We start from the raw sequence: 15,164 nt of genomic DNA, 5'->3' as shown, positions 1-15,164 counted from the left end.
TTTGTCTTGGCACATCAAAACTGTAGCCCGTCCACGGAATGGAAGAATGCAGACTGTGACGGTGATGGTGTTACTAATGAAAAGGAAAAGGAGGATGGAACAGATCCTTTGGATCCCTGCGATTTTGTCCTGGCACATCAAAACTGTTCTCCATCAACGGAATGGAAAAATGCCGATTGTGACGGTGATGGCGTAACCAACGAGGATGAGAAGGAAGACGGAACTGATCCTTTGGATCCCTGTGATTTTGTTTTGGCCCACCAGACGTTAACTCCTTCCAATACTTGGAACGAATTGGATTGTGACGGTGATGGGGTAACCAATGAAGACGAGAAAACGGATGGGACTGATCCCTTGGATCCTTGCGATTATGATCCTGAACATATAACCTTGGCGCAAAGCGGCGACTATTTAGAGGCTGATTGCGATGGGGACGGGGTAACGAACGGGACAGAGAACGAAGACGGTACAGACCCCTTGGATTCTTGCGATTTTGTCTTGGCCCACCAAACTGTAGCTCCGTCTACTACTTGGAACGATACGGACTGCGATGGGGACGGTGTAACTAATGAGGACGAGAAAACGGACGGTACGGATCCCTTGGATCCATGCGATTATAATCCTGAAAGTATTACGTTGACCCCCACTGTAGAATGGGAGGTGCTCGACTGTGATAACGATGGAAATCCCAATGGAACGGATCCTGATCCACTTGTAGCAACGGCCAGGGATGACTCTGGTTCAACCCCTGCCTTGACAGAAGTGGCCATCAATATTTTGGAGAATGATGATTATTTGCCTAATAACGATGCCAACAATATAGGTATTACGACATTGTCCATGATTGGCGGTAGTGCCCTAGGTACTGTGACTTTTGATGAAGAAACCGGCTTCCTAACCTATACCCCTGTAGAATCCGAATCCAACACAATTGTTACTATAATTTATCAGGTATGTAATGTTATACCCGATCCCAATGTTTGTGCTTCGGCCACAGTAGCCATTGAGGTAGGTCCTGACATGGATAAAGTAATAGATGCCGTAGACGATAGTTATAGCGTGGATACCGATGTAAGCGGAGTTATTCCCGATAGCAACGTGCTTGGCAACGATACTATCAACGGGGAAGTGGTAGACGTCACGGATGTGGTACTTAGCTCTACCCCAACGGATGAACTAACTATAAACGAGGATGGTAGTGTAACCATTGCTCCCGGTACTGCTGATGGCACCTACACTATAGAATACACGATCTGCGAAGCCGCCAATACGGACAATTGTGATACGGCCACGGTAACCGTTCAGGTAGGACCTGAAATGGACAACATAATCGATGCCTTGGACGATAGCTATGGCGTGGAAACCGGCATCAGCGGAGTGGTACCTGATAGCAACGTGCTTTCCAACGATACTATAAACGGGGAAGTGGTAGCCGCTGAGGACGTGGTACTGAGCTCCACTCCAACGGATGAACTTACCATAAACGAGGATGGTAGTGTGACCATTGCCCCAGGAACGGTCGATGGTACCTATACAATAGAATATACCATCTGCGAAGCCGAAAATACCGACAATTGCGATACCGGCACGGTAACCGTTCAGGTAGGTCCTGACATGGACAACGTGATAGATGCGGTGGACGATAGCTATAGCGTGGATACCGATGTCAGTGGTGTTATTCCCGATAGCAACGTGCTTTCCAACGATACTATAAACGGGGAAGTGGTAGATGCCACGGACGTGGTACTGAGCTCTACCCCAACGGATGAACTTACCATAAACGAGGATGGCAGTGTAAGCGTAGCACCCGGTACTGCTGATGGCACCTACACTATAGAATACACGATCTGCGAAGCCGCCAATACGGACAATTGTGATTCCGGCACGGTAACCATTCAAGTAGGTCCTGATATGGATAACGTAATAGATGCCGTAGACGATAGCTATAGCGTGGATACCGATGTAAGCGGAGTTATTCCCGACAGCAATGTGCTTTCCAACGATACTGTAAACGGGGAAGTGGTAGCCGATGAGGATGTGGTACTGAGCTCCACTCCAACGGATGAACTTACGATAAACGAGGATGGCAGTGTAAGCATTGTCCCTGGAACGGCCGATGGTACCTACACTATAGAATATACCATCTGCGAAGCCGCCAATACGGACAATTGCGATACTGGTACGGTAACTATTCAAGTAGGTCCTGACATGGATAACGTAATAGATGCCGTAGACGATAACTATAGCGTGGATACCGATGTCAGTGGTGTTATTCCCGATAGCAACGTACTTTCCAACGATACTATCAAGGGGGAAGTGGTAGACGCCACCGACGTGGTACTGAGCTCCACTCCAACGGATGAGCTTACTATAAATGAGAATGGTACTGTGACCATTGCCCCTGGAACGGTCGATGGTACCTATACAATAGAATATACTATCTGTGAAGCGGCCAATACGGACAATTGTGATACAGCCACGGTAACCGTTCAGGTAGGACCTGAAATGGACAACATAATCGATGCCGTGGACGATAGCTATGGCGTGGAAACCGGCATCAGCGGAGTGGTACCTGATAGCAACGTGCTTTCCAACGATACTATCAACGGGGAAGTGGTAGCCGCTGAGGACGTGATTCTTACTTCCACTCCTACGGATGAGCTTACTATAAATGAGGATGGCAGTATAACCATTGCTCCCGGAACTGCCGATGGCATCTATACTATAGATTACACCATATGCGAAGCTGCAAATACGGACAATTGCGATACCGGCACGGTAACCGTTCAGGTAGGTCCTGACATGGATTACATAATCGATGCAGTGGACGATGCATATACCACGGATACCGATAATACCGGTGAAATATCTGGTAGCAACGTGCTTTCCAACGACACTCTAAACGGGGAGTTGGTTGCTCCCGAGGATGTGGTACTCAGCTCTGTCCCAACGGCAGAATTGATTATAAACGAGGATGGTAGCGTAAGCCTAGCTCCCGGTACTGCAGATGGTACCTATACCATTGCATATACGATCTGTGAAGCCGCCAATACCGACAATTGCGACACGGCTACGGTTACAGTTATTGTGGAAGAAGGTGATGATGATGAAAAAATTGAAGTGAATCAACTCGTTACCCCTAATTCTGATGGTAAAAATGACTTTCTATTTATTAGAGGGGTGAGAAATGCCAATAACAATAGCTTGAAAATTTTCAATAGATGGGGGGTTTCTGTTTATGAAGGCAAGGGGTATAATAACCAAAATAATGTCTTTGACGGTAGGTCCAAGGCAAGATCCACCGTTACTGGAAACAATTATTTGCCCGCGGGTGTTTATTATTATATTTTCAACTATGAAAATAAACAGCAGAATATTACAGATAGTGGTTATATTTATGTGAGTAAATAAAATATTTATTAGTAGATGATATATAAAAAGAGTCTCTTCGCAACCGTTTTTATGTTGTTTTTCTTGATTGCCGGACTATACGCCCAGCAAGATGCACAGTATACCCAATATATGTACAATACCATGAGTGTTAACCCGGCTTATGCAGGATCTAGGGGGCAGTTAAGTGCTGCAGCACTTTACAGGTCCCAATGGGTAGGTCTGGAAGGGGCGCCAAAAACACAGACCTTAAACCTGCACTCACCAATAAGGAATAGTAGATTGGGTTACGGTATTTCAATAATAAATGACAATATAGGTGATGGTGTGGTTCAGGAAACTCAGTTGGATGCTGTGTTGTCCTATACCGTTGATGTTGCCTTGGATGCCAAATTGTCCTTTGGATTAAAAGTCGGGGGAAATATGTTGAGTCTGGATTTTAATGGCTTGAACAATTTTGATTCGGAAAATATACAAGGGGACAATATTGATAATAAATTTTCTCCCAACTTTGGAGTGGGGGTATATTATCATACCGATAAATTTTATGCCGGACTTTCTGCACCAAACCTTGTGGAGACACAGTATTTTGACAATTCGCAAAGAGATCCCAATTCGGTACAATTCCTTTCCAAGGAAAGAATGAATTTTTACTTAATTACAGGTTATGTCTTTGATTTGAATAATAATTTTAAGTTTAAACCGGCTGTATTGACCAAAGTGGTGGGCGGGGCACCCTTACAAATAGATTTATCCGCCAGTTTCTTGTTCAATGACAAGTTTAGCTTTGGTGCTGCTTATAGATGGGATGCCGCCTTAAGTGGTATGTTGGGATTTCAATTGAGCGATCAGTTTATGATTGGTCTGGCATATGACCGAGAAACCACAGAGTTGGGAGGAACACAATTTAATGACGGGTCCTTTGAAGTGTTTTTAAGATTTGAACTGGTTAAATCGTTCCGAAGAATGGTATCACCGCGCTTCTTTTAAAAAATATAAAATGATAAAAAGAATTTTTTTGCTGACAGTATTATTTTCTGTCCTTGGTAACGTTCTCATTGCCCAGGATAGATTAATAAATAAGGCAGATGAAAAATACAGCGACTATTCCTTTAGTCCGGCCATTGATATCTATAAACGTGTACTGGACAAGGGATATACGTCAGCGGATCTGTTAATGAAGCTGGGTAACTCTTATTATTTTAATGCAGAATATAAAGAGGCCGCGGACATTTATGAACGCTTATTGAAGGAATATCAGGAAGGTATTGGGCCAGAGTACTATTTTAGATATGCCCAAACCTTAAGATCCTTGGGCGAATATGATAGGTCCAAAGAGGTAATGACCCAGTTTTCAGAAATGACATCTGCAGACGTAAGGGCCAATCTTTACATGACCGAACGGGATTATTTGGCGGAAATAGAAAGTAATTCAGGGAGATATGACATTGGGAAATTCGAATTTAATTCCAGATATTCAGATTTTGCCCCTACTTATTACAAACAAGGACTGATATTCTCTTCAGACAGGGATACCGGTAATTTGGCTCGATATAGACATACTTGGAATGCCAAGGATTTTTTGGACCTGTACAAGATAAATGCCGACAGTGTTTCTGAAAACAAGGTGGTGAAATTTGGGGACGATATAAATACCAGATATCACGAATCTACGTCGGTCTTTAGTAAGGATGGCAACACCCTCTATTTTACCAGAAATAATCTATTTGACGGTAAAACCGTAAAAGATGAAAAGGGAGTGGTACGCCTAAAGATCTTTAAAGCGGTCAAAGAAAACGGAGTATGGACCCATATTGAGGAACTTCCCTTTAATAGCGAATCCTATTCCATTGCACACCCTACACTTAGCCCGGACGAAAAAATACTATATTTTGCCTCAGATATGCCGGGTTCCTATGGGGAGTCGGATATTTTTAAAGTAGCCATTAATAGTGATGGTACTTATGGGACTCCAGTAAATTTGGGTAATATTATCAATACGGAAGCAAGGGAAACCTTCCCTTACGTTACCAGTGAAAATGTACTTTATTTTTCTTCCGATGGTCATCCCGGATTAGGTGGTTTGGACATATTTGCTACGAAAATTTCCGACAGTCAATATATAGGGACCGTTTTAAATGTAGGAAAACCTGTAAACAGTGAGTTGGATGATTTTACCTTCATTATAAATGAAGAAACCAGAAACGGCTACTTTGCTTCGAACCGGGAGAATGGAGTGGGTGAGGACGATATATATAGTTTTGTAGAGACGAAAAAATTGGAATTCGATTGTATTAAACCAATTACAGGTACCGTAAGGGATAAAATTTCCAATGAGGTCTTAGTAGGGGCAACGGTGAAGGTTATTGATGAAAATAATGAGGAATTGGCATCGGCAATAACGGATTCTAATGGCAATTACAGTATTACCATAGACTGTAATAAAGGTAATTTTGTTAGGGCCACAATGCAAGGATATGTGCCTTCCGAAGAGTATCTTAATATATCCGATAGTAAGCCTTTGATAGTTGATTTTTATTTGGAAAGGGATACCGTAACAGCGGGTTATGGGGACGATTTAGCCAAATTATTACAGCTAAGTACCATTTATTTTGATTTTGACAGGTATAATGTTAGGCCGGACGCTGAAATTGAAATTCAAAAGGTAATTGCTGCCATGGAAAAGTATCCAAGTTTAAAACTCAAGGTTACTTCCCATACCGACAGTCAAGGGGTTGATGCCTATAACTTGTGGTTATCACAAAAAAGAGCGGAATCTACGGTAGCTTATATGGTTTCAAAAGGAATATCAAGTGATAGATTGCAGGGCGAAGGCTTTGGGGAAACCCGATTGGTAAACAGATGTGTCAATGGTGTAAGATGTTCCAAAGCAGAACATCAATTAAACCGAAGGTCTGAATTCTTGATTTTAGAATAAAAATTCATTCAAAAGTTAAATTTAATGCAGCTGTTTCCTCAGCTGCATTTTCGTTTTTAGTTGTGTAATTATTTTCAACAGGAGTTTTTTCAGATATAACTCTTTGGTAGCTGGACTTTAACGTTATCATTAATTCTTAATGATTATCATTGTCTATTATTCTCCTTGAATGGGGTATTTACCACAGTTTAACGGTACTTCACAACATATTGTTTCGTGCACTTCGATTTTTTGATATTTTCACCATTTGAGATTGGAATCATTGGTTTAGGTAGAACTAAATTATAGACTTGGCGGAAATACTCATGTGAAGTTTATGTCAATCGGAATTAGGAATAAGAAATGTCTTTAATATCAATGTTATCGAGCCAGAAATTAAAACAATCGGTTTTACTATTGTTATTTGTAATCTTTAGTATCCCTGTAATTGCTCAGGTTACTGGAGATTATAGGTCAAAGGCAACCGGTAATTGGAGCAGTTCCAGTACCTGGCAGATCTACAATGGTATTGCTTGGGTCAACGCTACTTCTTATCCCGGGCAAAACAGTAACGTAGGAACGGTAACCATTGGTAGTGGTAATACGGTTACTCTAAATGTTGATATAACTTCCTATACCATAGATAAATTAATAATTGGTGATCAATCTGGTGGTGATGACACCCTTTCGTTACCAAATAATGGGGATTTTGATGTCAATATAATGGTAGTTTCCGTTCAAAGTGACGGTATTCTAACATGGGTAAAGAATGCCGATTTACATTTACCTACAGGCGCACAGATCTATAATAATGGAGGACAGATAACTACCGACAAGAATTGTAATGCCTCCCAGAATATTTATATAGGTACTGAAAAGTTTTCTAACTGTAATGGAAATGGAGGTGCCGATTATTCTTTTGATGACATAGAATCAGCACTTCCTCCTCCCACCAGTAATGGGGACATTACTGAATGCGAACAAAACCCAATACAGACCCTAACCGCTTCTGCAACCCCGCCCTCCGGGGCACATGTGGTATGGTATACTGCTAGCAGTGGTGGTTCTCCGGTTTCCCCAACCCTAAATACGGTGGGTAACGTTACCTATTATGGAGAGAGCGTGGATAATTCGGATTCCAATAGAAGAAGTCTTTTTAGAACAGCTGTAGAACTAACTATTCTTCCAAGGCCTACAATTTCTGTAAGCACTTCTCCTACTTGTGTTTTTAGACTTTTTTCGCCTACTACTTACAGATTGGGCGTAACGGTTAGTACGGGAACGGTAACCAGTACGGCTGGTACTGTGACGAATACCTCCGGAAATACTTGGACCATCACCGATGTTCCATCCGGAACCAACATTGTGGTAACGGTAACCGATGCCAATGGCTGTACTAATCAACTTCCAGTGACCGCGCCTAATTGTGCGTGTCCAGTGGTAAGTGCTCCTACCAGTGGGGGTAATGAGTCTTATTGTACCGGTGATGCCGTACCGAGTATATCGGCATCCGTAGGGTTTGGCGAGACAGTGGACTGGTACAATGCACCTAGTGGAGGAACATTGTTATTGTTGGGCAATACAACTTATACTCCCAGTGGCCCTGGTACTTTTTATGCCGAGGCAAGAAATACGTCGACCAATTGCCGCAGTGGAGCAAGGACGGCAATAACAGTTACCCAAGACACCCCTTCAACGGCTGCTATAGGACCAGATCAAGTTATTTTTACCGGAGGTAATGCCATTTTTACGGTAACTGCAACCAATGCAGATACCTATCAATGGCAGGTGAGTACGGATGGGGGAACAGTCTTCAACAACATTTCAAACGGCACAGAGTATGCAGGAACCCAGTCCACTGCCTTAACGGTCAAGACGGCGGGTGCAGATAAAAATGGCTATAGATATCGTATTATAGCTTCAAAATCAGGATCCAGTTGTCCATCAACAAATTCATCTTCAGCATTGTTGACCGTTAAGGTGAGAACTGTAATTACCAATAGGAAAATAACCTATAGGGTTGATATGTAATCGAAATCCAGAGGCTTTTTTAGAAGCTCCTTCTACCTTTTTTGTATTACTTATTATTTTTTAGGAACCTTGATTCTTGGGGGGTTATCGACCAAATACTTGTTAAAATTAATCGGTTTCCAAAATTTTTTTAACAGAAACAGCAGAATTCTACTCGTTCACTCTACTCCAACCTCTTTACACAACAAAATTTAGGTATCCGGCACCTGCTGGTATATTTTTAGGCTTGATTTTACTTGTTTTACTAAAGTTGAAAAACTTGAAGCTCTAAAAAAGTAAATTAAAAGCAATATCATCAAGTTTACAAACCAACATAAAGCCAGCTCAAAAACATTTGCGTATTCGTCTGCAGGCTCTAGTACCATTTCACTTATCCAAAAGATAATTAAAATGGATTTAGTCATTCCCATAAGATTTATCAAGGGATTATTCCCGTCATTGCAATACAAAGGTATCCATACTTTTTATTTATTAGCATTTCTATTTTTATCGGTGTCCAGTAGTTTTGGACAAGATACTTTCCGCGATAATTTTAGTTCCAAGTCGTATTCCAATAATGATGGAAATACCAATTTTTCAACCAATTGGATCGAATCGAATGATAACAACAATCCCAATAACGGGAGAATTAGGATAACCGGTAATAGACTCAGATTTAGGAGAATAGATCGCAATGACGAGAGTATTAGAAGATCGGCGAACTTAGCAGGTGCAGCTTCGGCAACCCTGTCGTTTGATTGGCAAACAGTGGGTCTTGAAAACAGGTGGTGGAGCAATGAAGGTCTAGATGTAGAGGTGTCTTCTGATGGCGTCAATTACACCAATATTGGAACATTTACCGGTACTTCATCGGGGATTTATAGCTTCGACATTACATCATACGCTGCCGCAAATACGACAATAAGATTTATTGGTTCCAACGGGTGGAGAAGTAATGATTGGGAGGATGATTCTTCCGTGTATATTGATAATTTTCTAATTTCTGCAACTGTAACTCCCTTAATCTCCATTAATGATGTGGTTGTAAATGAAGATGATGGTACTGCAGTGTTTACCGTTACCCATACAGGAGCCAATGCCAGTGGACCGTTTACAGTGAATTTCCAAACGGTTGATGGCACTGCCCTGACAGGAAGTGATTATTCTGCGCAGTCTGGAGTTCTAGTTTTTAATGGGGTGGCAGGAGATACAGAAACCATTTCTATACCCATATTGGATGATACTGTATTTGAGAATCCCGAGAATTTTACTTTAGAATTTATCAGCTCTTCAGATGCTGCAGTGGACATTTCAGATACCGCTACAGGAACTATAAATGATGACGATGCCATCATTATGACAGATGGAACTACGGAAACTACTTGTAGCAATACTTTTTTAGATTCTGGAGGGGTAGGTAATTACAGTAACAATGAGGATATAGTTTATACTATTTGTCCGGATGCCGCAAACAATTACATCAGCATAGATTTCATTGGCTTTGATGTTCAGAGTGGGGATCGTCTTAGGGTTTATGAGGGTACAACTACAGGGGGAACCTTAATTGGTCAGTACGACAATAACAATATACCTGATATTATTGAATCGACCCATAGTTCAGGCTGTTTAACCTTTCGATTTACTTCCAATGGATCCAATACAGGAGAAGGGTGGCAGGCCGATGTTAGTTGCTATCCGGAAGGCCCTAAAATAGTAATAACTGATATTTCTTTTGATGAGGATGTGGGTAATGCCGTATTTACGGTTACCCAAACACGGGCAAGCCATGGATATAGTTGGTTGTTTGGGTATATACATGTTCCTTTCACTGTAGATTTTGAAACTGTTGACGGTTCGGCCTTGGCTGGGAGCGATTACACCGCTACCTCTGGGACTTTAACCTTCACTGGGGAACTAGGAAATGTTCAGACCATTTCGGTACCCATTTCCAATGATGGGGTTCCAGAGAACGCCGAAGAATTTACCATTAGATTTACAGGGGCTACAGCCTCATATGGTACTATAAATTATACGGATACCGGAACAGGGACTATAAATACACAGATTTTGGCCAATGATCCCTTGACCCTATTTCAAGAGTTTGATGGGTATTATGATTATTCCTCTACGGGAGGATCGTTAAGAACGCAGAGCAATAGTGGAAACGCCTGCGCTATAACGACCTCATCTTCCAATACCCTGGTTTCTCCCATTCCGGCTACGGCTACAGTGGAAAGGGCATATTTGTATTGGGCACATTCCAATACGGTCAGGGATCCGGACGTAACTTTTGAGGGTCAGAACGTTTCTGCAAATTATTTATATCAGACTACGCTGACCAACAGAAACTTTTATGGCTATGTAAGTGATGTAACAAGCATAGTACAAGGGATTGCCAATCCGTCGACAAATACTTATGACTTTAGCGATCTGGATGTAGATAATACCGGAAATTACTGTTCTACCGCCACGGTACTTGGCGGATGGACTCTAATAGTCTTTTATGAAGATCCTTCATTGCCTGCTGTAAACATTAACTTGTACCAAGGCTTTGATGGTCTTAGTAATTCAGGCACGTCCTTTACCTTGGATTCTTTCTATGCCATTGCGGGTTCGGGAGCAAAGGCCTCGTTTTTATCCTGGGAGGGAGACCCCAATCTGGATGGTTCAAGTTCCGGTTCCAGTAACCCAGAGGAACTTTCCATAACCAACCAATCGGGTACAACTTATGTGCTTACCGGAGATGGAGGTCAATCAGGGAACAATGCCTACAATTCCACAATTTATGATAATACAGTAGTTCCAATCCATAATACAACGACTTCTTATGGAGTGGATTTGGATACGTATGACATTGCAAGCTACATTTCACCTGCTGATACACAAGTGACAGCCAATGTAGACGTGGGGCAGGATTTTGTAATCTCTGCAGCGGTAGTTTTAAAGGTACCCTCTAATTTGATAGCGGGCACCGTATTTGAAGACGTAAATTATCCTGGAGGACAGGGAAGAAACAAAAACACCACAGGAGCTCTGGGAATTTCAGGAGCCGTAGTAGAATTATTTGACACTTCTGGAAACTTTATGCAACGGAAAACAACGGACATCAATGGCTATTATTCATTTGGTGGGATGGCCGACGGGGATTATTTGGTTAAAACTGTAAGTTCAACGGTGCGTTCCAATAGGGGCGGCCTCAATTGCTCTGTTTGTTACCCGGTACAAACATTTAGAAAATATGGAGATGCATCTTTATTAACTGAGGTTACGGACGAAATCGGCGGAGCCGATCCCTCCCAACAGCAGGATGTTGCTTTAGGAATATTAAATAATGCACAGAGTGTATCAACCGTATCAGTGGCTAGTAATGGGGTAGTTGGTATAGATTTTGGCTTTAACTTTAATACCATAGTAAACACCAATGAATACGGACAAGGCTCTTTGGAACAATTCATTGTAAATTCCAATAATTTAAATGAAACAGGCTTGGATATTGAGGCCAATTCCATTTTTGATCCGGCTGCAGGGGAGGATACATCAATCTTTATGATACCTCCTACTTCGGATGCATTAGGAAGAACAGCCGATGCCAATTTCGCCAGCGGCTATTTCGACATTAATATCACTGATGCCTATCAGTTATCAATAATAACAGGAACCAATACCATAATTGATGGTAGGACCCAAACGGCATATTCTGGGGACAACAATTCAGGGAGTATGGGTAGTGGAGGTTCCTCTGTAGGTGTTTCGGCAACGGCACTTCCAGATTTTGAATTCCCTGAAATTCAGGTACGAGGAGATACCAAGGAATTATTTAGGCTGGAAGGAAATAGTGCTACCCTTCGCAATTTAGCCGTTTATACGAATGATAAATCGTCAGTTCAAGTGAATTCTGGTACGGCCTATCTATATGAAAATTTATTGGGCGTAAATGCAGTAGGGGTTAAATCAGGGGATTTGGAATACACTGTCGAAATAAAAGATGGTGAAGCAACCATAGCGCGTAACTATCTAAGTGGTGCTGAAGAAGCAGCAATTTTCATTGACGGGGGAACCTCTACGGTAATAACGAATAATCATTTTACCAACAATGGAACCGATGAATGTAAACCCTCCATTGAGGTAAAGGATGGGAGCGGTATAGTAATTGAGACCAACCTCATTGAAAATTCAGGAGGATTTGGAGTTGATGCGGAAAATGTATCCTCGCCAATAAATATAGATCAGAATACAATAACTACTTCTGGTTTAATGGGAGGGGACTGTCTTGCAGGAATTATTTTGGGTAATGATAATGCTTCAATCACCGGAAATATAATTCATGGCAATGCAGGTTCGGGACTTGAAATTATAAACAATAGTTCTGGGAATTTAATCTCCCAAAATTCCTTTTATGCGAATGGTACTGCTGGTCCTGCGCTTGGAATCGACTTGAATCAAGATGGAGTGACCCTAAATGATTCGGGAGATGGGGATAATGGTCCCAATGGGTTAATAAACTTCCCCATTATTTCGGCCGCCTATGCCGCTGGCACCAATTTGGTAGTAGAAGGTTGGGCTAGGCCAGGGGCAATCATAGAATTGTTTTTAACCGATATAAATCAAGGAAGCGCTACTGCAGGGGACAATCAATTGGGAAGGTCCACCGATTATGGTGAGGGCCAGACCTATTTGGCTACGGTGGTAGAAGGCAGTGGTTCCGATGCTGAATCCGGGACTTCACCCTATACGGATTTGGATGGAAATACGGACAATACCAATAGGTTCAAATTCACTATTCCGCTTCCTCCAGGATTGGTAATTGGAAATTTTTTGACATCAACGGCAACGGTTGCCAATTCCACTTCGGAGTTTTCTCCCAAAAGTGTGATTAAGGGTTATACCCTTATCACCAACAGAAGAATAACATATAGGGTTAAACCAAATTAATTGTTGTAACATTCTGTATAATAATGGTTTGTAAAAAAAACAATAATTGAACAAAAATCATTGCACATTTTGGAGGTCGACCAATGGTATATGTTTAAACTAGTTGGTTTGTAGCAATTAGCTCCCTAAAAAACAAAACTCGGTCCAAGGAAGTCGCTTCGGAAAGAATTCACTTAGAATTTTTATGCTGAATGGGATTCTCGAAATCAAATGACATGGATTCGGAGTGCATTTTTATTTCGAAAAAAAAATACATTAAAGAGCTGATAAACAGATTTTTGTTAGCTTTTTGGTGTTGTTTTGAGTACTACTTTCCATATGTTTCTTCCATCTTTCAAGAGTTTACATTTTTCAGTCTTTCAATAATAAAATATCCTCAAAATCTATAAAAAAATAGCCCATAAGGTTAAAAAGAATTATTGAATTTATTCCATTTTGAAATGTACCAATTCACCGATTTTTCCTACAATCTATATTCGGCAAGTGTTGCTATTATTGGGATAATCGACGAGTGAAATTACCTGGAAACAGGTCTTGGAATAATTCAAAACCTCAAGTATCGAGGTATAGACAATACAAATATAGGGTTACACAACATTTATTTCTCTCTGCCATGTATACGGCTAATTTTGTATGGTGTTATAGATCGGTTTAATTCGGTTACATCAGTTTTGTACAGATGTGGGGGAATTACTAGATGAATAGCAACCAACCTAAGTAAAGTATTAATTATGAAGAAGGGGATTTTATTAATCATATTTCTAATTTCTGGATTTGCTATGGCGCAAACTACAGTAAATTTGGAAGACCAGTGTAATTGTGAGGTGCTAAGCGGCACACTTGTTACTGCACCTGGGACAGCAACGCCATCCGGCGCCGATGTTGGAGATATATATGTAAATACAAATACAGGTACTATTTATTTTTGGGACGGGGACTCCTGGGAATTAACATCTACGGATAGTCAGCAACTTCAGGTATTTAGCTTTAATCCCGTTAACAATCAGTTGACACTAACCCTTGAGAATGGAGGAACTTTTAATGCCGATCTAAGTAACCTTACAGGTGACGGCAATATTACATCCACTACCATTGATGTGAGTGGAGATGTAAATGCCTTGTTGGGCGATGTAGTATTGGAAATTGGAGATGATGCGGTTACCAATGCAAAATTGGCGGATAATGCAGTACAGACAGAAAACATATTAAGTGGTGGTACGGATCAGGTATTGGTTACGGATGCAATTGGAACAGTGGCATGGGTAAACAGATCCAGCTTTACCGCCATCGCCGATCAGGTAACAATTACCGGAGTTGGAACTACCTTGGATCCCTTTAGGGTAGAAGATCTTTCCGTAGTAACAGCGAAACTTGGAGCAGACGCAGTGACCAACGCTAAGTTGGCCGATGATGCAGTCCAGACAGAGAATATATTGAACGGAACTATCCTAACAGAGGATATTTCTTCAGGTGGTAACGATAAGGTTATGGTTACGGATGCCGTGGGCACGGTTGCTTGGGTGGATAAGTCTAGCTTCGATGCCATCGCGGATCAAGTTACTATAACAGGAGTTGGTACTACCTTGGATCCTTTCAAGGTGGAGGACCTTTCCATAGTAACGGCCAAACTGGCCGATGGTGCGGTAACTACCATAAAATTGGGTGATGATGCCGTGACCAATGCTAAATTGGCCGATGATGCGGTTCAGACAGAAAATATTTTGAACGGTACCATTTTAACAGAAGATATTTCCTCAGGTGGTAATGATAAAGTCTTGGTTACCGATGCAGTAGGCACGGTTGCTTGGGTGGATAAGTCCAGCTTTGATGCCATTGCAGATCAGGTAACTATAACAGGTTTAGGTACTACCTTGGATCCTTTTAAGGTAGAGGATCTTTCCATAGTAACAGCCAA

5 protein-coding genes and 1 pseudogene are annotated in these 15,164 nt (G+C 41.6%); all 6 read left to right on the top strand.

Translation table 11 applies throughout. From position 1 onward, the window contains the following. Nucleotides 1–3,411: gliding motility-associated C-terminal domain-containing protein (locus MWU84_RS22995; RefSeq protein WP_246906285.1), on the top strand; the 3,411-nt coding region annotated here is incomplete at its 5' end. Nucleotides 3,412–3,426: 15 nt separating this feature from the next. After that, nucleotides 3,427–4,380 carry a type IX secretion system membrane protein PorP/SprF gene (locus MWU84_RS22990; protein WP_281502611.1) on the top strand — a complete coding sequence of 318 codons (954 nt, stop codon included), beginning with the start codon at nt 3,427–3,429 and terminating at the stop codon, nt 4,378–4,380. 10 nt (nt 4,381–4,390) lie between these two features. Continuing rightward, nucleotides 4,391–6,328, top strand: a complete 1,938-nt coding sequence (locus tag MWU84_RS22985; RefSeq protein WP_246906282.1) for an OmpA family protein — start codon at nt 4,391–4,393, stop codon at nt 6,326–6,328. A 342-nt stretch (nt 6,329–6,670) separates the two neighbouring features. Further along, nucleotides 6,671–8,338: a hypothetical protein gene (locus MWU84_RS22980; RefSeq protein WP_246906278.1), complete on the top strand. Its 1,668-nt coding sequence runs from the start codon at nt 6,671–6,673 to the stop codon at nt 8,336–8,338. Between the two features lie 390 nt (nt 8,339–8,728). Continuing rightward, nucleotides 8,729–13,249, top strand: coding sequence for a Calx-beta domain-containing protein (locus MWU84_RS22975; RefSeq protein WP_246906274.1), 4,521 nt, complete (start codon nt 8,729–8,731; stop codon nt 13,247–13,249). A 731-nt stretch (nt 13,250–13,980) separates the two neighbouring features. Continuing rightward, nucleotides 13,981–15,164 (top strand): annotated as a pseudogene (locus MWU84_RS22970) (hypothetical protein); the annotation flags it as partial.

It is taken from the genome of Arenibacter sp. F20364 (assembly GCF_023015905.1).
Taxonomy (GTDB): Bacteria; Bacteroidota; Bacteroidia; order Flavobacteriales; family Flavobacteriaceae; genus Arenibacter.
This window is presented reverse-complemented; position numbering and strand designations above follow the sequence as displayed.